The organism is Bacillus thuringiensis (genome assembly GCF_001182785.1).
Classification (GTDB): Bacteria; Bacillota; Bacilli; order Bacillales; family Bacillaceae_G; genus Bacillus_A; species Bacillus_A thuringiensis_S.
The window spans coordinates 4,272,969-4,292,436 of sequence record NZ_CP012099.1; the positions used below are offsets into that span (position 1 = coordinate 4,272,969).

Below are 19,468 nucleotides of genomic sequence, written 5' to 3' on the forward strand. Positions count from 1 at the left end.
TTCCCTTACAAAACGTTTTGTTATCTTACAGTTTTGTCATTTTTCTCATTAATGTATGATATTCTTCATCTTTTGCAAATTGGAACGTGAATGTTGTCCCTTCTCCTTCAGCCGATTGAACATACATTCCATGATGTAAATTATCGCAAATTTCCTTCGTAATATATAAGCCCATCCCAGTCGCTTCTCTCGTCTTACGTCCATTTATTCCCGTAAAGAATGGATCAAATATGCGCTTTACGTCTTGCTCTGGAATACCAATTCCATTGTCCTTAATATGTAATAACACCTTTTGATTTTTCTCTTCAATTTGAAATTGAATTTCTTTTTTCTCTGCCGCTGAAATTTTTGTATACTTGATTGCGTTTACAACAATTTGACCTATAGCAATACTCAGCCATTTTCTATCAGATGCAACCATACAAGTATCTTCTTCAAACATCACTTTCGGAAATACAGACGATTGAATGAAGGATTTTCGATTTTCATTAATAATACCTCGCACGACATCTATAACATTTACTACTTCTACTTTATAATCCTTCGCGAACTGCTCTAGCCTTGCCATATGTAACGCTAAATCTAAACCATTTAGTATACGGTTATTTTCTTCACGAATACTTTCAACTGTTGCTCTTGCCTCACGATGCTCCTTGCCAAACTTCTGCAACAATAATTCAATAACAGATACTGGTGTTTTCATTTGGTGAACCCATTGGTTCATAAATATCATTTGCTGTTGCTCTTTCGCATGCTGTTTATGAACTTCATTCATATATTGCTGTCTTAATAACGTAAAAGATTCAACGACCATTTCTTGCTCTAATGTATAAGATTCATCAATAAGTAAAGAGTCATGTAATGTATTTCCGCCATTAACATACTTTTGGATCCTCTTTAAAAACACACTCCGTTTTCGGTAATCGTAAATGAGGTATACAATAAACACAACTGTTCCTAACAAAAGTCCATATAACCACGTACTCCAATCAATGGATTTCTTTTCTAAAAGACTTTGCAACTGCAAAACGAGCCCAAATAAACAAAGGCTAACAATATAAGAAAGAATTAAAGAAAAGCGGTCCATAAGGTAATTTTTAACCTTCATGCCCTTCGCCCCACTCTGTAAGAAGCGCATAACCATATCCACGTTTCGTTACAATTGCATTTTTAATGCCTAGCTCCTCTAGCTTCTTCCTTACACGTTTTACATTTACGGTTAATGTATTATCATCCACAAATGCTACTTCATCCCATAGGGCTTCTAACAGTTCTTCGCGCGTTACATATTGATTCACCTGTTTCATTAAACACTCTAATAAGTAAAACTCATTTTTTGTCAGTTCAGTTTGTTGTCCCTGCCACTCAACAATATGCTGGGACGGGAATAACAACAGTCCATTTACACCTAAACAATCACTCTCAGCAGCAGAAGCATACTCTCCATAACCACGGCGAAGTGCACTCTTCACCTTTGCCATTACGATATCTAAATGGAATGGCTTCGTAATATAATCATCCCCGCCATTTTCAATCGCCATTACTTGATCCATTTCCCCTGTTCTTGCAGAAACAAAAATAATCGGCGCATTCGATACAGTACGAATTTGACGACACCAATAAAAACCGTCAAAGTACGGTAAATTAATATCAAGTAACACGAGATGAGGATTTACTTTTACAAACTCATCTTTTATATGACGTAAATCACTTGCTCTAAATGATTGATAGCCATACCTTTCTAAATGCTCTTCTAATATTCCCGCGATTTTCTCATCATCTTCTACAATTAATATTTTATACATGTTCGTTTTCTCCCCATAAAAGAATTCTTCTAAAACCACTCCCCTTTTTATTATAAATTGAAAATTTAATTAGTGGGGATTTTTTCCTATATAAATCTGATTTTTACGATATAAAAAAAGACTGCCCTATTTCGGCAGTCTTAGTCGATAAATTCAAATTCATATTCAAGAATTTTTACAATATCTCCGTCTTTTGCACCACGTGCACGAAGCGCTTCATCAATACCCATTCCACGCATTTGGCGAGCGAAACGACGTATAGACTCATCACGTGAGAAGTCTGTCATTTTGAATGTCTTCTCGATATCGTAACCAGAAATAACAAACGTGCCGTCACTTTCACGTGTAATTTCAAATTTAAGACTTTCAGCATCAAATTTATACATTACACTTGCTTCAGACTCTTCGACAACATCGTACATTGGGAATTCTGGTGTTGTTTCTAATAAGTTCGCTACTTCAAATAGTAAATCACGAACACCTTGTTTCGTTACAGCTGAGATTGGGAAGATTTTTACTTCGTCTCCCACTTTCTCTTTAAATGCTTGTAAGTTCTCTTCTGCATCTGGCATATCCATTTTGTTTGCTACAACAACTTGTGGACGCTCTGTTAAACGCATATTGTATTCTTTTAATTCATTATTGATTGTAACATAATCTTCATATGGCTCACGGCCTTCTAAACCAGACATATCAATAACATGTACAATTACACGTGTACGCTCGATATGACGTAAGAATTGGTGTCCAAGTCCAACGCCAGCATGTGCGCCTTCAATTAGTCCAGGAAGGTCAGCCATCACGAAGCTGCGGTTATCACCAGTTTCAACAACACCAAGATTCGGAACGATTGTTGTAAAGTGATACTCTGCAATTTTCGGACGTGCTGATGATACAACAGATAATAATGTAGATTTACCTACACTTGGGAATCCAACAAGTCCAACATCTGCTAGTACTTTAAGTTCTAGAATGACATCACGTTCTTGACCTGGTTCTCCGTTCTCAGCGATTTCTGGTGCTGGGTTCGTAGCTGTTGCGAAACGTGAGTTACCACGGCCACCTCGGCCACCTCTTGCGATTACAGCAGTTTGTTCATGCGTTACTAAATCGGCAAGAATTTGACCAGTTTTTTCATCTTTTACTATTGTTCCTGGTGGAACCTTTACGATTAAATCTTCAGATTTACGTCCGTGCTGACCTTTACTCATTCCGTGCTGACCGCGATCAGCTTTGAAATGACGTTGGTAGCGGAAGTCCATTAATGTACGTAAGCCTTCCTCAACTACGAAAACAACATCTGCACCTTTACCGCCGTCGCCACCTGCTGGGCCACCTTTAGGAACATACTTCTCACGACGATACGCAACCATACCGTTACCACCGTCGCCGCCTTTTACATATATCTTGACCTGATCTACAAACATTATTTCACCACACTTTTTTCAATTGGTTGTAATATAACTGAGACTTCTTCGTCTCGCACTGTATAAGAAATGGAATACCATTTATTGTTTTGGGTCGCAAGCCAATTCTGTAGTTCTTCTACACTCGTTAGCTTACCACGAAAATCAAAAAAGAAACGAGCATTCTCCGCGTCACATTCAATTGTGATACAAACATAATTTTCAACATATACGTCTAAACTATGCTGAAGCATTGAGAAAAATTGATTCGTCCATGTACATACAGTCTCATCTAAGTGAGATAAGTTATGTAATTTCCCTAATACTTCGTACTCCAATAAGCACGGCTGCTGTTTCCAATTATATGTTAAAATCCACTCTGAAAATAAAGGCATTGATAACCCCATCAGATTGGATTCTTGTCTCGCTTCTTGGACAAAACGATCGATGAGACTATGAATTTCTTCCACTTTTCCAAGTGAAAGGTTTCCTTTCACCATCTGCATACGATTGAGCCAATCATGTCTTGAATGGCGCAATGCATCTATAATTGTCCATTTTTCATTCATTTAGATACCCCTTAATATAGAAAAACTCTAACCTGCACTCAGGTTAGAGTTTTCCGTGAGTTCTTATGCTTCTTGAGCAACAGGATATACGCTCACTTGTTTGCGGTCACGGCCAAGACGCTCAAAGCGTACTACGCCGTCAACTTTCGCGTATAAAGTGTCATCGCCACCACGACCAACGTTAACACCTGGATAAATTTTTGTACCGCGTTGACGGTAAAGAATTGAACCACCTGAAACCGTTTGACCATCTGCGCGTTTAGCACCAAGACGTTTTGACTGAGAGTCACGACCGTTCTTTGTACTACCTACACCTTTCTTAGATGCGAAAAACTGAAGATCTAATCTTAACATACGTTACACCTCCTGCACTTTTTCTATTAAACGGATATACTTTCCGTAATCAAGTTCGATCGTCTTAAGCGAAACAACCAATCCTTCTAAAAGTATCTGTGCTTTTTCTGCTGCATGAACGTCTAAATCATTAGGCAATTCATACGTTAAGAATCCGCCATCACTTCCGAGTTCAATAGTTGCCTGCACATTACAAAGTTCTTCCACTGCATTTATAGAACCAAACACAACCGCTGTAGTTCCAGCACAGACAAGGTCTTGTCCATGTGGCGCATAATCGGCATGTCCAGTCATTTTAAATGATTGGATACTTCCTAATTTCGTGCGACTTATCGTAATTTTAATCATGTTAACCAGAATTAAGCGTTGATAGCTTCAACAACTAGCTTAGTGTAAGGTTGACGATGACCTTGTTTCTTACGATTGTTCTTTTTCGCTTTGTATTTGAAAACGATGATTTTCTTAGCGCGACCTTGTTTTTCAACTTTCGCAGTAACTGTTGCACCTTCTACAACTGGGCTACCAACTTTAACGTTTTCGCCACCAACGAAAAGAACTTTGTCAAAAGTAACAGTTTCACCAGCTTCAACATCTAATTTTTCAATGTAGATTGCTTGACCAGCTTCAACTTTAATTTGTTTTCCACCTGTTTCGATAATTGCGTACATACTTGCACCTCCTCTTAATTACTAAGACTCGCCAAAAACGAGGTAGACATAAATGCCTTTAGGGAACCTGTCTTGTGCGGTTGTAGCATATAGCCGTTTAGGTGCTATAAACTATAACATAAAGATGTTACCATAATTCATTGAGTATTGTCAATGAATCTTCTACTAACTATTTTTTCCGTTCTACAATTTCTTTTTTACTTCCAAAACGGATAATAGCGTACTTTTCGATAATATCATCTTTGAAATAAATTTCAAATGGAATATTTTTTTGTAATTCTTTTTGCAAAAATTGTTTTTGCAGTTCTTTAGGCGCAGCGATTAATACTGCCTCATCCTCTATGTTGCCATATGTGATTAATTCTCTCTCTAGCTCATACGCAATTGTTTCATACGACATTACATAACCCGTCGCTTTGCAAGATACACACTCTTCTAGTAATACGTCACGTAAAGAATGTTTTTTACGTTTTCGTGTCATCTCCAAAATTCCTAACTCAGTAAATCCAAGCACTCTTGTATAAGTACGATCATCTTTCATAGCAGCTATGAGACATTCTCTTACCTTTTCTTTATCTTCTCTTTTTTTCATATTAATAAAATCAATTAATATCATACCACCAATATCACGAAGTCTTAATTGGCGTGCAATTTCTTCAGCTGCCATCTCATTTGTGCGAAGTACTGTATCTTGTAAATTTTGTTTTCCAGTAAACTTGCCCGTATTCACATCAATTACAGTCATCGTCTCCATTTGCTCTACAATTAAATAAGCACCATTTGGAAGCCACACAATTTTTTGGAGTGCTTTCTCAATTTCACGCTCTATTCCAAAATGGTTAAACATCGAAGACTTTTCATTATAAAAAGATACTTTTTCTTTTCCAACTTTGTCTTCTAATTCTTTTACTATACTTCTTGTATCTACAACTACTTTTTCAATTGTTTCAATTGGGTTCTCTTGAAATACACGATCTAAAAAGGTCGCCGGTCGATGAAGTAATAACGGCGCCTTCCCTTGATTCTCTTTTCTTTTTAACTCTTCATACAACTGTTGTAACCCTTGCATTTCAGCTTGTATTTCTTCAATTTCCCCTTTTTCAGAGGCAGAGCGGAAAATGTAACCTCCCGTTCCTTCTACTTCAATTTCAAGTAACTGTTGTCTTCTTTTATTATTTTTTATTTTCCGAGAAACAGCTCGCATCTCATCAAACGGCATATAAACGACATATTTCCCGGTAAATTCTATATTCGCTGTCAACTTAGGCCCTTTCGTATCAATTGCCTCTTTCACAACTTGTACGAGTATCGCTTGCCCTTCATGTATACGATAAGAAGCTGGTACATCATCGTATGAAAGATACGCATGTTTTTCTAAACCGATGTTTACAAAAGCTGCGTTCATTCCAGCAATTGTTCTTACGATACGTCCAACATAAATATGCCCAACAATTTCTTGCTCTTCATTACGTTTCCATAAAAACTCAACAATCTTGTTCTTCTCTTCAATTGCAACGCGCTTTTCCGAACCAGCGTAATTCACATATAACGTTTTCAAAATTATTTCCTCACTTTATAATCTTCTTTGCTTTTACAATAATAAAAGGTTAGTGCTATCGTCAACACTAACCGATTAATTCTTCAACTGATGAAGTTGTTCGTTTTTCAGTAAAATATGCATAGAGCAATTCATTTTCATCCAATGTGTAATGCTCTTTATATTTTCCACGGACGATAATAGAATGCTTATATCCTCTACGAAATTTTGTGAATATCTTATATAAATGATCTTCTGATTGCACTTCAATAGGTGCAATCTTTTCAATCCCTCTTTTATTTCCATAATAACGTTCTAATAAAAAACGCATAAATGCATACCGTCTTTGTTTCCACTCTTGATATAACGACACTGCCAAAAATATGAGTAGTACCCACATCATAATATTGTTACTATTCCAGAGCAACTGCCATCCTAATATTACACCCAAAAAAACACATGACAATTTCATCATCTTTTCATGTGCTTGTAAATAAGGAAAACGATATGATAGTATATTAAACAATACTTTCCCGCCATCTAACGGCCAAATAGGGAGTAAATTAAACGCTAAAATAATTATATTATTCCACATAAAGAAATAATATAACTCTGCATTCAGCCAACCGGCTTCAAACAACATATAACCTACCAGCATCATCCAAACATGTTGAATCGGTCCTGCAATTACGACAACAAGTTCCTCTTTCAATGACTTATTACCATGTTCCTCAAGCTCGGCGACACCACCAAACGGCAAAAGCTGAATTCTTTTTATACGCCAATTATAGTGTGCTGCTGCAAAAGCATGCCCAAGTTCATGAATAAGAACGATACAAAATAACAGTAGTAACTCTTTAAAACGTGCAGTAAAAATACCAATGACAATAATAACCCAAAATAATGGATGCACGGAAATTTTCGTTAAAACGTCCCTATATTTAATCAAATGATATCACCTGGATCGGATCAATAAATTTTTCATTCTTTTTTATCGCAAAATAAAACTTTCCATTTTTATCATTTGTATCATTACTCACCGTTCCAATTTTTTGTTTTTTTGAAACGTAATCATATAATTTCACTGACATATCGTTTAAGTTTGCATACCATGACTCCGTACCATCTGCATGTTGAATTTGAACTGTATTTCCAAGTTCCTCTTTCTTACCCGCAAAAACAACTAATCCTTCATTCACTGACTCAACTGTTGCATTTGTAGCTGTTTGGACAAATACACCTTGGCCATTTTTTTGAAACCCTTGCATTACCTTTCCAGAAGCAGGAATTGCATAATCTTTTTGCTGAATACTTCCTTCTTTTTTCTCGTTTGGCGAATAGAATACGAGCGGTTTTCCAAATTGCTTTTCGTACCATTTCGCTACAGTAGCAAACTGAAATTCCTCTTTCATCACTTTTTCTGTAACAGCTTTAGCTCCATTGAATGAAGAAGGAGCATTCTTATATAAAATAGCAACCGAAAGAACTAATATTGCTGATAATAAAACTTTGAAGAAAAAGACTTCCTTTCGAAATAAAGGATGCATTTCCTTTTCTCCATCTTCAATAAATACTGTTTCGCTATCAAAATTCCCTCCGGTAAAATACTGCTCTTCCTCCATCCTTTCTTGCTCGGCCTTCCTTTTTGCAATCCGCTTTTTAATTTCTTCTACGCGTCTATTCTTCATACTGTCTCCTTTCTTTCGTTAAGCTAATTTCAATAGAAACAGTTGTATACAGTTTGTACATATGTATGAGCTAAGAAAGAAAGATATTCGTGTGAAGAAAAAAGAAAGCACTTCGCATATATGCGAAGTGCTCTTAACGGATTCCAAAGAAGTTTTTCACCTTTGCAAATACCGATACCTTTTCTTGTTCAAATGCTTGTAATGGTACATTCTCACCTAACAAGCGTCTTGCAATATTACGATAAGCCAACGCTGCTTTTCCGCTTGGTTGCAACGCCACAGGTTCACCTGTATTTGTAGCTCGAATAACTTCATCGTCATCTTCGACAACACCAAGAAGCTCGATTGACAATGTACGTACAATTTCATCAACATCTAACATATCCTGTTCATGAAGCATATGACTACGTACACGGTTAATAACAAGTTTCGGTGGTTCAATATCCTCTTTTTCTAAAAGCCCAATAATACGATCCGCATCGCGCATTGAGGATACTTCTGGCGTCGTAACAACGATTGCTTTATCCGCACCAGCTACCGCATTTTTAAACCCCTGCTCAATCCCCGCAGGACAATCAATTAATATGTAATCATAATCTTGACGTAATACTTGTATTAATTCATCCATTTGTTCAGGTGTTACCGCTGATTTATCACTCGTTTGTGCTGCAGGTAATAAATAAAGATCATCAAAACGTTTATCTTTAATAAGAGCCTGAGGTAAACGGCAACGCCCTTCAACGACATCAACAAGATCAAATACAATACGATTTTCCAGCCCCATTACTACGTCTAAATTTCGAAGACCGATATCTGTGTCAATTAAGCACACTTTCTTTCCAGATAACGCTAGGGCCGTACCAATGTTCGCAGACGTTGTAGTTTTACCTACTCCGCCTTTTCCAGATGTAATTACTATTGCCTCTCCCACAGCTATACAATTCCCCTTTCTAACTTTGTTAAATTAGGTCTAAGATGAGTGAGAAGTTGCAGGCGATCGACAACAATGTGATTGTTCTCATTAATATACGCACATTCTGCCGCCTCCGCTCCGTCTTCTTTCTCTTCCGGAGCCCGCATTGCCACATCACTAATTCGAAGTTGCATCGGGTTCATAACAGATGCAGCGATTACAGCATCCGAATCCCCATAATACCCAGCATGCGCAATTCCTCTTAATGATCCTACAACAAAAATATTCCCCCCAGCGATAACCGTTCCGCCTGGATTAACATCTCCAATTAACAACAAATTTCCTTTTACATGTAAAACTTGTCCAGAGCGAACAATTTTGGAAATAGGGACAATTTCTGTTTCTTCTTTCCAAGCTATTGCTTCTGCTTTAGTGATAACATCACTTTCAATTGAATCCACAACAAGATTCTTTTTATTACGAATTAACGTACGAATCTCTTCTTGTTGGACTTCTGTTAAATAACGATTTCCTACTTTCACATGCACTTCAATTAAAGAGCGCCCATCACCATCGTAGTAATGTGTAGAAAGTTTTTCGTCTAATTCCATCAATAATTCTGAGAATGAACAACAATCATCTAAATGAAGCGTTATCCCATCTTTTGTCCCTTTTATCGTTACATTTTGTTGCTTTTTTTCTTCCACTAAAGTTCACCCCACCGATTCAATTCGACATAAAATTAGAAAATCCTTTTTTCTTTTTCTTCCATCGCTTTTGAAAGACGCACTATATATCGTCTCAGTGGGAAACAAACTATCAATAAGAAAATAGCATTTAACAATAAAGTAGAAAGGAGACGATCTGTGAAAAAGACATGCGCCGGCATATGAGTACGTCCTAACAAAGTTAAGAATCCATACACATAATACTCTAGTGCTACAATGCTAGCTAATATGATAGAAACAACAATAAATAAATTCAATTGTAATACTTTCATCACACTATAAACTAAATAAGCTAAAATCGGATAAGCAAAAATATATATCCCGACAAGTTCTGTGTATACGGTATCAAATAAGAAGCCAAATAATAGTCCGTAATAAATCCCTTGGACCGGACTATAATACACTGTAATAAAACATAAGACGATTATAAAGAAATGCGGTGCTGCTATACTGTCTTTCCAAAACACATCCGTTGGAACAACTGTAGCAAACATATTTTCAAATAGAAACACAAAAAGGAGCAAAAGAGGAAGAGCTGCTCTTTTTAATATCTTCATCATCTCTTCTTCTCCTCCTATTCTAATGGCGCTGAAGGTGTTGCACGTTTAGCAACCGTAATATGCTCTACGTCATTTAAATCAGCGGCAGGTTTTACATAAGCTGTTTTTGTTAAGCCATATGCATCCGGCTGAACATCAACGATTTTTCCAATTACAAGACCTTTCGGGAAAATATCACCAAGTCCAGATGTTACAACTAGTTGATCTTTTGCTACCGGTGCATCAGAGCCAATCTTTGTGAAAAGAAGTAATTGTTTTTCTTTGTCATAACCTTCAATCAAACCAAAGATTTTCTCTTGCCCTTGTACAATAGCAGAAACGCGATTTGTTCGGCTCATAGAACTTAGTAATTCTACTGATGATGTAAACTGAGATACACTTTTCACTCTTCCAACTAACCCTTGTGAAGTTACTACAGCCATATCTTTTTTAATTCCTTGCTGTGCCCCTTTATCAATTCCAATTAAATCGTACCATTTATCTGGATTACGAGAAACAACAGTAGCTGGAATTTCAGTATACCCGCTATTTAACTCTTTCTTACCAGTTAGCTCTTGTAGCTTCTTGTTATCATCTTCTAATTGTTTTACTTTCCCTGATAGACCTGCATAATTATCTAATTTTGCTTTTAATTCTTTATTCTCTTCATACGTGCGCTTTACATCCTCTACATTTTCGAAGAATCCAGCTACGTATTTCGCTGGCTTTTGGAATACACGTTCTACAACACCGACAGTGTCTTTAACAAACTGCTCTGGCCATGTTAAACTGTTCCGTTCTTTCAATGAGATTCCAATCAATGCCACGAGAAGAATAATACTAACCAACAAAACAATTAATCTTTTGTTTAAGAAAAACTGTGGCACGTTCACACCCTCTTAATTTCACTGATTTTTATTTTGCAATATTATCGAGCAGCAGTTTTGAAAAGATCGATATTGTCTAATGCTTTACCCGTTCCAATTGCTACGCAATCTAATGGATCTTCTGCAACAAGAACTGGCATTTTTGTTTCTTCACTAATTACTTTATCTAAGTTACGTAGTAATGCCCCGCCACCTGTTAATACGATACCGCGGTCCATAATATCAGCCGCTAATTCCGGTGGAGTTTTTTCTAACGTATTTTTAACTGATTCTACAATCGCATCTACTGTATCTTTTAATGCATCCGCAATTTCTTCTGGCTGAATTAGTACTGTTTTTGGTAAACCACTTACTAAATCACGACCGCGAATTTCCATAGGCTCGATACCTTCTGGCTCGCCTGCAGAACCAATTTCTAATTTTAATGCTTCAGCTGTTCTTTCACCAATCATTAAGTTATAGCTTTTCTTAATGTACTGAATGATTGAATCGTCCATATCATCACCAGCAACACGAACTGATTGGCTTGTTACAATACCACCTAAAGAAATAATTGCAACTTCTGTTGTACCACCACCGATATCAACAACCATACTACCAGTTGGTTCCCAAACAGGTAAGTTTGCACCAATTGCTGCTGCAAATGGTTCTTCGATAGGATAAGCATCACGAGCACCCGCTTGACGAGTCGCATCGATTACTGCACGTCTTTCTACAGCTGTAATACCAGATGGTACACATACCATTACATACGGCTTACGTGAAAAGAAACCGTTTGATTTTTGAGCTTGTTGAATGTAATATTTCATCATTGTTGCAGTTGTTTCATAATCAGCAATTACACCGTCTTTCATCGGGCGAAGTGCCACAACGTTCCCTGGTGTACGACCAATCATTTGTTTTGCGTCGCTACCTACAGCAACGATTTGTTTCGTATCAGTTTGTAACGCAACTACTGAAGGTTCACGTAAAACTACACCTTTTCCTTTTACATATACAAGCGTGTTCGCAGTTCCTAAGTCTATTCCAAGATCGCGAGTAAATCCACCAAATCCAAACATATTATTTATCTTCCTTTCTTGTTTTCACGGACTCATTTTTTCTTACTTTATATTATAAAAACAGTACGTTTTTTATATCTTTATCCTTTTTGTAGATAAATTTCTACAAAAAACTCATAAATCACATTATAAAACAAAATAAGTAAAAAGCATAGTCTTAAATATGACCTTTTTCCTTTAAACTCACGAATTTATGGTCACCTATTATAATATGATCAAGCACTTCAATTCCGATAATCTGGCCACATTCTACTAAGCGTTTTGTTACTTCAATATCTTCACGGCTCGGCGTGGGGTCTCCTGAGGGATGGTTATGGAGACATATGATAGAGGCTGCTGCACGACGGAAGGCTTCTTTAAAAACTTCCCTTGGGTGTACAATTGACGTGTTTAAACTTCCAATAAAGATCGTTTGCCTATGTATAACTTGATTTTTTGTATTTAAATATAAACAAACAAAATGCTCTTGTTGTAAAAAACGCATTTCTTCCATCATGTATTTCGCACAATCTTCTGGACTTCGAATACTATATCTATTTTGATATTCTAAACGTACCATTCTTCTACCTAGTTCAAAGGCCGCCATAAGTTGCGATGCCTTTGAAATCCCAACACCATGTATACTAATTAGCTCTTCTAATGTTGCATCTTTCAACATACGCAAGCCATCAAATTGGTGTAAAATTTTATCCGACAACTTTAAAACTGTTTCTTCTTTAGAACCTGTTCTGAGCAACACTGCGAGAAGCTCTCGATTTGATAAACTTCCAGCACCTTCTAACAATAAACGCTCCCGTGGTTGTTCTTCTCTTACAACATCACGAATACCGTTCATCTCTCCACCCCTTTATTTGTTCTCTCAAAGAAAACCCCATGCAATTTTACGCATGGGTTACATCAATATCAAATTGTTTTAATTCCCGAACGAGACGTGCAATTGGTAAGCCAACTACACTATAGTAGTCCCCTTGAATATGTTGAACGAAAATAGACCCTTTACCTTGAATCCCATAACTACCTGCTTTATCAAGAGGTTCTTTCGACGCGACGTATGTATCAATTTCCTCTTCTGTTAATTCCCAAAACGTAACTTCTGTACGCTCATAAAAAGTAACCGTTTTTTCTTTTGATATAATCGCAACACCTGTATACACTTCATGTGTTTTCCCTGATAGTAATTGTAACATCTCTTTCGCCTCATCCTCATTAGAAGGCTTACCAAGAATACGCGACTCATATGTAACAATTGTATCTGCACCTAACACAATGTGATCACTATTATTTTCTGCAACCGCTGATGCTTTTTGCAAGGCAAGCGACATTACAATATCAGAAGGCGATGAATATGCACCAATTGTTTCCTCTACTTCACTTACAACGATTTCAAATGGTACGCTAGCTAACTCAAGCAATTCCTTCCTCCGAGGTGACCCTGAAGCTAAAATTATTTTTTTCATATTTTCTCCTTCCTTTCTCACATGAAGCAGAACAATTTATATCAATCGTATCAAAGGAATAGTTTGCCCACAAATGAAAGAAATATTAATTTCTCTAACTAAAAATAACACTTCTTTATTGCATACGATTATATTCCTGTCATAGAGAAAGCACTTTGCTCTAAATTCAAAAGAAAAGAAAGAAGTACATGTACTTCTTTCTTACTCATTTTATTATCCTATCATTTCACTTTCTACGAAACAATTTTTTCATACGAGAGTAAGCCATCAATAATAACTTGATTTAATTTCGCCAAAGATTCCTTATCCATTTTCCCATCTTTTACTGTTTGTACAGCTACCGACGTATACATATACAGTTTCTTTGCTTCTTCTCGCTTCATACTTTTCCCTTCTTTTTCAATCACTTTCCATTCTTTTTCAATCGCTTCTATATCTTTTGCGCTGCTTTTTCCACCAACTTGTACGCTAGAAGCATATTTTGCTAAATGAGTGTATAATGGCTGCACTTTTGTTAAAAATGTTCCTACTTCTTTATCATCTTTCAGCAATGCTTTATCTGTTATATCCCAGTTCTTCTTTAAAACGGAGACACCATCATTTTTATACTTAGTCATTAATTGATTTATAGCCTGTTCATCGCTAGCAATACCAACAACTATTGCATACTTATCCCCGCTCGGTCTCAAAGCACCAATGCCCCCATTGCCTTTCCATTCTTCAAGAGCTGCCTGTCCTTTTTCTTCAGAAGAATAAAGCCCCCCTTGAACAAAAAATAATTTCATCGGATCCAATGACGTTCCTGCCTGCGCCTTTTGTTTTTCTTCTTTCGGTGCTGGTGTTTGTTCTGCCGTTCCACCCACCTTTGATTCTCCATTTCCAGTCGGCCTTGAAGCAGTTACTTCACTTCCTCCTGTTGTTCCTTGTCCAGTAAGTAAATGAAGCATCCCCATTCCAAACGCCGTACCGATAATAATTGCGGTTGCAACGATTGCAATTAATGTATTACTCCACTTCTTTCGGTATTTTTCCACAGACATTGATTTCGCTTTTTGAAACGGAACAACATTTTTCGGTCGTTCACTTTCTACTACCATCCATTCAAATTCATCTTTCTTCTTTTCCTCATACTTCGCTTCTGTTCCATTCACTTTCACTGAGATCGTTCGTGATTGCTTGTCCATACACTCACACCTCACCTCTTATCGTTGTCCGCATCATATCATATTCATTTCACAAAAAAACGAGATATTTGTCAGAGGAATTCGCCAAATAACCCTATATATTTATCTTATATGTATGCATTTGACTTCATTTGTAGAACAAAAAAACTAGATAGCAAAGACTATCTAGTTTTTCTCTCGAATATATTTTCGAACTTCAGAAATGAAATAAAGAGAACCTGTTATGATAAAAACATCATTTTTCCCTATCATTTCAACTTTTGTATCAATTGCCTCTTTCCAATTTTCAAAAACTAGTTTTGATTCTTTTTGCGAATATGATGCAAGCTTGTCGGCAGAAATAGCACGATCAAAGGCGAATGTTGTAAAAATAATTTCATCTGCAATGGTTTCTAATTGGCCTACCATGTTATGCAATTGTTTATCACCAAGGGCAGTAAATAAAACTATTACATTTTTATCTTTATAATGCGCTTCTACTGTTTTCACAAGGCTTTCAATACCTTCTGGATTATGAGCACCATCTATAATAATATCCGGGTTACTTTGTAGCTTTTCAAAGCGCCCAATCCAATACGCTTCCCGTAATCCCGTTCTTATTACCTCTTCCTCAATTAAAAATGATAAATATGTTTTTACATACATTACCGCCATAAGTGCTAGCGCTGCATTTCCTACTTGATGAATACCTTTCATTGAGATTTGCAAATCTTCAAATGCGGAAAAAGGACAAGTAAAATCAAACTGTTCCCCATCTTCGTTAGACTGTTTATGTAACACTGTAAAATGATTGCCAAGTTCGTATAAGTTTGCATGATTTTCCTTTGCAACATTTTGAATGACTTGCAAAGCTTCTTCATCTTGTACACCAGTAATTACCGGCACGCCAGACTTAATAATCCCCGCCTTTTCATATGCAATTTCTCCTAGTGTATTCCCTAAAATATGCATATGATCGTGACCGATATTCGTAATAATCGTGAGAACAGGGTGTATAACATTGGTAGAATCAAAACGTCCACCAAGCCCTGTTTCAAATAAAACAACATCACAGAAATTGACTTTACCGAAATAGCAAATTGCCATAACAGTAATAATTTCAAACTCAGTCGCTTCCCCTAAATCTGTCTCATCTAGCTTTTCAACGACTGGCTTTACCATCTTTACGAGTTCAGTAATCTCTTCATCTGCAATTGGTGTTCCATTCACACTAATGCGCTCATTAAATGTTTCGATGTAAGGAGAGGTAAACGTTCCTACCTTATATTTCGCGCCTTCTAACATGTAGCGCATATATGTTAACGTTGAACCTTTTCCATTTGTACCAGCAAGATGAACACATTTTATATGACGCTCTGGATTTCCGAGCTCTTCTAGCATCCAACTCATTCTTTCTAATCCTGGTTTAATACCAAATTTCAACCGGGTATGAATCCACCCTATCGCTTCTTCGTATGTATGTATCACGTATGCTTTTCCCCTTTCAAAAGACAACTTTCATAGTTCTATTATACGCAAAGAAAAGAGACTCACCAATATAGTGAGTCTCTAAAAACATTTTTACTTTTCAAGATCTGCTAGACGTTGACGAACTGCTTCGCGTTTTTCTAGGTAATCTTGCTCTTTCGCACGCTCTCCTTCAATAACCGCTGCAGGAGCTTTCGCTACGAAACCTTGGTTAGAAAGTTTCTTCTGTACACGTTCTACTTCTTTATCAAACTTCTCAAGTTCTTTCTCAAGACGAGCTCTCTCTTCATCAAGATTGATAAGATCAGCTAACGGTAAGAATAACTCCGCACCTGATACGATTGCAGTCATCGCTTTTTCTGGCGCTTGTAAATCCGTTTGAATTGTTAATTCACTTGGGTTACAGAAACGCTCAATGTAAGAGCTATTTTTCGTAAGTTGAGCAAGTACAGCCTCATCTTTTGCTTTAATTTGCATTTGAACTTTTTTGCTCATTGGCGTATTAACTTCTGCACGGATGTTACGAACAGAACGAATGATATCAACTAGAAGGTGCATTTCTGCTGCCGCTTCCGTATCTTGTAAATCTTCGCGAACTGTTGGCCACGCAGCTACTGTAATAGATTCGCCTTCATGCGGTAAATGTTGCCAAATTTTCTCTGTTACGAATGGCATGAATGGGTGTAATAGACGCATTGTTTGATCTAATACGTAAGCTAAAATAGAACGAGTTGTTTTCTTAGCTGCTTCATCTTCACCGTATAGTGGAAGTTTCGCCATTTCAATGTACCAGTCACAGAAATCGTCCCAAATGAAGTTGTATAATGAACGACCAGCTTCACCGAACTCATATTTATCCATGTTACGTGTTACACTCTCGATCGTTTCGTTTAAGCGAGTTAAGATCCACTTATCTGCAACTGATTTTTCACCAGTTAAATCGATTTCTTCATACTTCATGTCATCCATGTTCATTAATACGAAACGTGATGCGTTCCAAATTTTATTAATGAAGTTCCAAGTAGATTCTACTTTTTCCATGCTGAAACGTAAATCTTGACCTGGTGCACTTCCTGTTGATAAGAAATAGCGCATTGCATCTGCACCGTACTTCTCGATAACATCCATTGGGTCAATACCGTTACCAAGAGATTTACTCATCTTACGACCTTGCTCATCACGAACTAAACCGTGAATTAATACATCTTTAAATGGACGCTCGCCTGTAAACTCTAAACCTTGGAAAATCATACGAGATACCCAGAAGAAGATGATGTCATAACCAGTTACTAGTGCATCTGTTGAATAGTAACGTTTGAAGTCTGCTGAATCTTCATTTGGCCAACCAAGTGTTGAGAATGGCCATAACGCTGAACTGAACCATGTATCAAGTACGTCGTTATCTTGATTCCAGTTTTCAATATCTGCTGGTGCTTCTGTACCTACGTATACTTCACCAGTTTCTTTATGATACCAAGCTGGGATGCGGTGTCCCCACCATAATTGACGAGAAATACACCAGTCATGAATGTTTTCCATCCAGCGTAAATATGTGTTTTCAAAACGCTCTGGTACGAACGTTACTTTTTCTTCTTCTTTTTGTTGAAGTGCTACTGCTTTTTCTGCAAGTGGAGCCATTTTTACGAACCATTGTGTTGATAAGTAAGGCTCAACTACTGCACCGCTACGCTCACTATGACCTACTGAATGCATATGAGGCTCGATTTCTACTAATACGCCAGCTTCTTGTAAGTCTTTCACTAATTCTTTACGGCATTCGAAACGATCCATACCGTTATACTTACCAGCTTTCTCGTTCATCGATCCATCTTCGTTCATTACTAAGATGCGTGGTAAGTCATGACGGTTACCCACTTCAAAGTCGTTCGGATCATGAGCTGGTGTAATTTTTACAACGCCTGTTCCGAAGTCTTTTTCTACGTACTCATCAGCAATAATCGGAATCTCACGGCCTACGATTGGAAGTGTAACTGTTTTTCCGATTAAATGTTTGTAACGATCATCTTCTGGATGAACTGCTACCGCTGTATCACCAATCATCGTTTCTGGACGAGTAGTAGCAAGGCGAATGTGACCTGAACCGTCTGTTAACGGATAGTTCATATGGTAGAATGCACCTTGAACTTCTTTATGAATTACTTCAATATCAGAAAGAGCTGTGCGTGTTGCTGGATCCCAGTTGATAATATATTCACCGCGGTAAATTAAGCCTTTTTCGTATAATTGAACGAATACTTTATTAACCGCATCAGATAAACCTTCGTCTAATGTGAAACGTTCGCGAGAATAGTCTAGCCCTAAACCAACTTTCCCCCATTGTTGACGAATGTGAGAAGCGTACTCTTCTTTCCACTCCCAAGCTTTTTCAAGGAATTTCTCACGGCCAAGATCGTAACGTGAAATACCTTCTTCACGAAGTTTTCCTTCTACTTTCGCTTGTGTTGCGATACCAGCATGGTCCATTCCTGGAAGCCATAACACATCGTATCCTTGCATACGCTTCGTACGAGTTAAAATATCTTGAAGAGTTGTATCCCAAGCATGACCTAAGTGTAACTTACCAGTTACGTTCGGAGGTGGAATTACAATTGTATACGGTTGTTTCTTCTCGTCTCCTGTTGCTTCAAAATACTTGCCTTCAAGCCACCATTGATAAAGGCCTTCTTCAACGGACATATGATCATATTTAGTTGGTAAATTCTTTTCCGTGTTTGACATTATTTTCCCTCCTTAAAATAAAAAATGTCCCTCATCCAAAAAGGACGAGGGACATCGCGGTACCACCTTTATTTACAAACAAATTCATAATTTGCTTATACTCTTAATTTGATAACGGACAAATCCGTCTTTTCCTAATGAGAACTATTCCGTTCAGAAAAGATGCTCCAGGGCTACCTTCTAACATAACTATCTAGAGAATCTCCCAGCTAATGATTCTCCTCTCTGAAGACGTTTCATGTTATACTCTTCCCCTTCAAGGCATTTATATGATTGTTAATTATTATATACAATAGTGTAAAAAACGAAACCTTATTCGTCAAGATAAATTTAAAACTATGGCTTTTCGGGTGAATACAAAAAAGATAAGTAGCATTCTCTACTTATCTTCTTTATCCCGCTATTTGCGGGCAGTAAGACCCCCACCTCAAAATTCAACTGAAGCAAAGAAGTTAGATGGGAGCCA

General features: G+C 37.2%; 20 protein-coding genes and 2 other annotated features. All 20 genes read right to left on the reverse strand.

Translation table 11 applies throughout. The features are described 5' to 3' along the window. Positions 1–25: 25 nt before the first annotated feature. Positions 26–1,108 (reverse strand): HAMP domain-containing histidine kinase, encoded by a 1,083-nt coding sequence (locus AC241_RS22020; RefSeq protein ID WP_050844547.1) that lies wholly within the window; start codon positions 1,106–1,108, stop codon positions 26–28. Beyond that, on the reverse strand, positions 1,098–1,805 hold the full coding sequence (locus AC241_RS22025) for a response regulator transcription factor (RefSeq protein ID WP_043935320.1): 708 nt from the start codon (positions 1,803–1,805) through the stop codon (positions 1,098–1,100). The genes AC241_RS22020 and AC241_RS22025 overlap by 11 nt, the downstream gene beginning before the upstream one ends. A 140-nt stretch (positions 1,806–1,945) precedes the next feature. After that, on the reverse strand, positions 1,946–3,232 hold the full coding sequence (gene obgE, locus AC241_RS22030) for a GTPase ObgE (RefSeq protein ID WP_000497121.1): 1,287 nt from the start codon (positions 3,230–3,232) through the stop codon (positions 1,946–1,948). Beyond that, positions 3,232–3,780, reverse strand: a complete 549-nt coding sequence (locus tag AC241_RS22035; RefSeq protein ID WP_001003587.1) for a sporulation initiation phosphotransferase B — start codon at positions 3,778–3,780, stop codon at positions 3,232–3,234. The genes obgE and AC241_RS22035 overlap by 1 nt, the downstream gene beginning before the upstream one ends. Before the next feature lie 63 nt (positions 3,781–3,843). Then, positions 3,844–4,134, reverse strand: coding sequence for a 50S ribosomal protein L27 (gene rpmA, locus AC241_RS22040; RefSeq protein WP_000944957.1), 291 nt, complete (start codon positions 4,132–4,134; stop codon positions 3,844–3,846). 3 nt (positions 4,135–4,137) lie between these two features. Next, positions 4,138–4,482, reverse strand: coding sequence for a ribosomal-processing cysteine protease Prp (locus tag AC241_RS22045; RefSeq protein WP_002094147.1), 345 nt, complete (start codon positions 4,480–4,482; stop codon positions 4,138–4,140). An 11-nt stretch (positions 4,483–4,493) separates the two neighbouring features. Then, positions 4,494–4,802: a 50S ribosomal protein L21 gene (rplU, locus tag AC241_RS22050; RefSeq protein ID WP_000270907.1), complete on the reverse strand. Its 309-nt coding sequence runs from the start codon at positions 4,800–4,802 to the stop codon at positions 4,494–4,496. 14 nt (positions 4,803–4,816) lie between these two features. Beyond that, positions 4,817–4,894: a sequence feature (ribosomal protein L21 leader region), on the reverse strand. Positions 4,895–4,971: 77 nt separating this feature from the next. Continuing rightward, positions 4,972–6,360, reverse strand: a complete 1,389-nt coding sequence (locus AC241_RS22055; RefSeq protein ID WP_050844548.1) for an Rne/Rng family ribonuclease — start codon at positions 6,358–6,360, stop codon at positions 4,972–4,974. 67 nt (positions 6,361–6,427) lie between these two features. Continuing rightward, the gene (gene spoIVFB, locus AC241_RS22060; protein ID WP_050844549.1) at positions 6,428–7,288 is read right to left on the reverse strand and encodes a stage IV sporulation intramembrane metalloprotease SpoIVFB; all 861 of its coding nucleotides are present in this window, start codon (positions 7,286–7,288) and stop codon (positions 6,428–6,430) included. After that, on the reverse strand, positions 7,281–8,027 hold the full coding sequence (gene spoIVFA, locus AC241_RS22065; RefSeq protein WP_029443366.1) for a stage IV sporulation protein SpoIVFA: 747 nt from the start codon (positions 8,025–8,027) through the stop codon (positions 7,281–7,283). Before spoIVFA ends, spoIVFB begins: the two co-directional genes overlap by 8 nt. A gap of 133 nt (positions 8,028–8,160) precedes the next feature. Beyond that, positions 8,161–8,958, reverse strand: coding sequence for a septum site-determining protein MinD (gene minD / locus AC241_RS22070; protein ID WP_000503309.1), 798 nt, complete (start codon positions 8,956–8,958; stop codon positions 8,161–8,163). A 2-nt stretch (positions 8,959–8,960) separates the two neighbouring features. Beyond that, complete coding sequence (gene minC / locus AC241_RS22075) at positions 8,961–9,647, reverse strand: septum site-determining protein MinC (RefSeq protein ID WP_000391521.1); 687 nt, start codon at positions 9,645–9,647, stop codon at positions 8,961–8,963. Positions 9,648–9,682: 35 nt separating this feature from the next. Next, on the reverse strand, positions 9,683–10,228 hold the full coding sequence (gene mreD / locus AC241_RS22080; protein WP_000975765.1) for a rod shape-determining protein MreD: 546 nt from the start codon (positions 10,226–10,228) through the stop codon (positions 9,683–9,685). Between the two features lie 14 nt (positions 10,229–10,242). After that, on the reverse strand, positions 10,243–11,094 hold the full coding sequence (gene mreC / locus AC241_RS22085; RefSeq protein ID WP_016080178.1) for a rod shape-determining protein MreC: 852 nt from the start codon (positions 11,092–11,094) through the stop codon (positions 10,243–10,245). 41 nt (positions 11,095–11,135) lie between these two features. Then, positions 11,136–12,155, reverse strand: a complete 1,020-nt coding sequence (mreB, locus tag AC241_RS22090; RefSeq protein WP_000466736.1) for a cell shape-determining protein MreB — start codon at positions 12,153–12,155, stop codon at positions 11,136–11,138. A gap of 157 nt (positions 12,156–12,312) precedes the next feature. After that, a complete protein-coding gene (radC, locus tag AC241_RS22095; protein WP_016080177.1) occupies positions 12,313–12,990 on the reverse strand; it encodes a DNA repair protein RadC in 678 nt (225 codons plus the stop codon). Positions 12,991–13,036: 46 nt separating this feature from the next. After that, entirely contained in the window at positions 13,037–13,612 is a 576-nt protein-coding gene (locus AC241_RS22100) for a Maf family protein (RefSeq protein WP_029443367.1), read from the reverse strand. Between the two features lie 233 nt (positions 13,613–13,845). After that, the gene (locus AC241_RS22105; protein ID WP_016080175.1) at positions 13,846–14,796 is read right to left on the reverse strand and encodes a hypothetical protein; all 951 of its coding nucleotides are present in this window, start codon (positions 14,794–14,796) and stop codon (positions 13,846–13,848) included. A 165-nt stretch (positions 14,797–14,961) separates the two neighbouring features. Continuing rightward, positions 14,962–16,263 carry a bifunctional folylpolyglutamate synthase/dihydrofolate synthase gene (locus AC241_RS22110; RefSeq protein WP_029443369.1) on the reverse strand — a complete coding sequence of 434 codons (1,302 nt, stop codon included), beginning with the start codon at positions 16,261–16,263 and terminating at the stop codon, positions 14,962–14,964. Between the two features lie 93 nt (positions 16,264–16,356). Then, positions 16,357–19,002: a valine--tRNA ligase gene (locus tag AC241_RS22115; protein ID WP_050844550.1), complete on the reverse strand. Its 2,646-nt coding sequence runs from the start codon at positions 19,000–19,002 to the stop codon at positions 16,357–16,359. A 37-nt stretch (positions 19,003–19,039) separates the two neighbouring features. Beyond that, positions 19,040–19,271: a binding site (T-box leader), on the reverse strand. Positions 19,272–19,468: the final 197 nt, after the last annotated feature.